Genomic DNA, 1,017 nt, shown 5'->3' with positions numbered 1-1,017 from the left:
CCGTGATCGACACGTTGTCACCAGGCATCACCATCTCTTTGCCCTCGGGCAGCTCGATGGAGCCGGTCACGTCGGTCGTACGGAAGTAGAACTGCGGACGGTAGTTGTTGAAGAACGGGGTGTGACGGCCGCCCTCGTCCTTGCTCAGCACGTACACCTCACCGGTGAAGTGGGTGTGCGGCTTGATGGAGCCGGGCTTGCACAGCACCTGGCCGCGCTCGACGTCTTCACGCTTGGTGCCGCGCAGCAGGATACCGACGTTGTCGCCAGCCTGACCCTGGTCCAGCAGCTTGCGGAACATTTCCACGCCGGTGCAGGTGGTCTTCTGGGTGGGCTTGATACCGACGATCTCGATTTCCTCGCCGACCTTGACGATACCGCGCTCGACACGGCCGGTCACCACGGTGCCGCGGCCAGAGATGGAGAACACGTCTTCCACGGGCATCAGGAAGGTACCGTCCACAGCACGCTCAGGCGTGGGGATGTAGGTGTCCAGCGCCTCGGCCAGCTTCATGATGGCCTGCTCGCCCAGCTCGCCCGTGTCGCCTTCCAGTGCCAGCTTGGCCGAACCCTTGATGATGGGGGTGTCGTCGCCGGGGAAGTCGTACTTGGACAGCAGCTCGCGCACTTCCATCTCGACCAGCTCGAGCAGTTCGGCGTCGTCCACCATGTCGGCCTTGTTCAGGAAGACGATGATGTAGGGCACGCCCACCTGGCGGGACAGCAGGATGTGTTCGCGGGTCTGGGGCATCGGGCCGTCAGCGGCGGAGCACACCAGAATGGCGCCGTCCATCTGGGCAGCACCGGTGATCATGTTCTTGACGTAGTCGGCGTGGCCGGGGCAGTCAACGTGAGCGTAGTGGCGGTTGGCCGTCTCGTACTCGACGTGGGCGGTGTTGATGGTGATGCCGCGGGCCTTCTCTTCGGGAGCCGCGTCGATCTGGTCGTAGGCCTTGGCCTGACCGCCGAACTTCTTGGCCAGCACGGTGGTGATGGCAGCCGTCAGCGTGGTCTTGC

General features: G+C 64.0%; 1 protein-coding gene. It reads right to left on the bottom strand.

The features are described 5' to 3' along the window. A partial coding sequence (gene tuf, locus ACYVHH_RS18355; RefSeq protein ID WP_460566906.1) for an elongation factor Tu occupies positions 1-1,017 on the bottom strand: 1,017 nt, incomplete at both ends.

This window comes from Hydrogenophaga aquatica (assembly GCF_054780915.1).
The sequence above is the reverse complement of the archived record's forward strand: the minus strand, read 5'-3'. Positions and strand labels throughout refer to the sequence as shown.